The sequence below is a fragment of the Sphingomonas sp. STIS6.2 genome (genome assembly GCF_000732685.2).
GTDB classification, from domain to species: Bacteria; Pseudomonadota; Alphaproteobacteria; order Sphingomonadales; family Sphingomonadaceae; genus Sphingomonas; species Sphingomonas aerolata.
Genome location: NZ_JPDP02000083.1, coordinates 1 through 1,254, shown reverse-complemented (window position 1 = coordinate 1,254; position 1,254 = coordinate 1). Strand labels below are relative to the sequence as shown.

Genomic DNA, 1,254 nt, shown 5'->3' with positions numbered 1-1,254 from the left:
CGCTGGCGCTGCCGTTCCACCTGATGATCACCTATACCGGTCTGGTCACGCTGATGGCGCTGCTGATGCCGTGGGCGGTCGTTGCGAACTACACGGACGAGCGCACGGTGTTCGCGACGCTGTTTCCGACCGCTTCGGTGGTCGAGCGGACCGGCCGTCCCGCACCGCTGATCGACCTGCGACTGATCGCCGCCGATGCCGAGCGCCGCCTCGGTGCCCCCGCCAGCTTCATCGAAGTCAGTGATCCCGGCGACGCCGCTGCGCGCGTGTCGGTCAGTCAGAGCGCCAGTTCGATGCTGTCGTCGCGGACGCCGCGACTGACTTATGACGGCGTGACGGGGCGCCTCGTGTGGCAATCGCCACCACCGGGTGCGGCGGCCGAGACTGCCGGTGCGATGATCGGGCTTCATGCCGGACGGTTTGCGGGTAACGGAGGGCGCTGGCTTTATTTCCTGTGCGGGATCGCCGGCACGCTGATGATCGCGAGCGGCCTCGTGCTGTGGACGGTCAAGCGTCGCGAACGCCTGACCGACCCGGCCCGACCACATTTTGGGTTCCGCTTCGTCGAACGGCTCAACGTCGCTGTGATCGGCGGGTTTCCGCTCGGAATCGCGTGCTTCTTCTGGGCCAACCGACTGCTCCCGGCAACACTCCGCGGACGCGCCGATTGGGAGATCCACGCGCTGTTCATCGCCTGGGCTGCCGCAGCGCTGACGGCCTTTGTCGTCAGGCCGGCGCGCGTTTGGCCTTCGCTATTCGCGGCGACCGGTTGGCTGCTCGTTGCGTTGCCGGCGTACGACATCGTCGCAACTGATCACGGAATGTTCACGTCCCTTGCGATTGGCGACCTGATGATCGGGGGCATCGGGGCGACGATAGTGGTGTTCGGGATCGGATTCATACTGCTCGCGCGCCGCGTCGCACGCTATCAACCAAATCCGAAGCGCGTGCGCAAAGCTGCTGCGGCCGCAACGTCCGCAACAATGCTGGAGGTCGCTGAATGAGCATTGTGTCGTTTCTGCTTGCAATGGCAGGATTCGTATTGCTCGGCCTTGCTACCGATACGCATCATCGTCGCCGGTTCGGATACTCTCTGCAGGGAAGACGATGCACGATGCTACGCATGGGGGGCTGGCTTGCGCTGGTCGCGAGCGTGGCACCTGCGATACTTGCTCGAGGGTGGATCTTCGGCCCGATCTTGTGGGTAGGCGCGATCATGGCGGGTGCCGGAGTCGCCTTCCTTACGCTCAACTT

The 1,254-nt window shown here is 64.7% G+C and carries 2 protein-coding genes; both read left to right on the top strand.

The genetic code is table 11. The features are described from left to right. Nucleotides 1-1,004, top strand: a 1,004-nt coding sequence (locus tag sphst_RS12105) for a PepSY-associated TM helix domain-containing protein (protein WP_199848968.1), incomplete at its 5' end; no start/stop codon positions are given. Further along, nucleotides 1,001-1,254 (top strand): DUF3325 domain-containing protein (locus sphst_RS20565; RefSeq protein WP_159043600.1); only part of this gene is annotated, 254 nt, incomplete at its 3' end. The genes sphst_RS12105 and sphst_RS20565, both read left to right, overlap by 4 nt.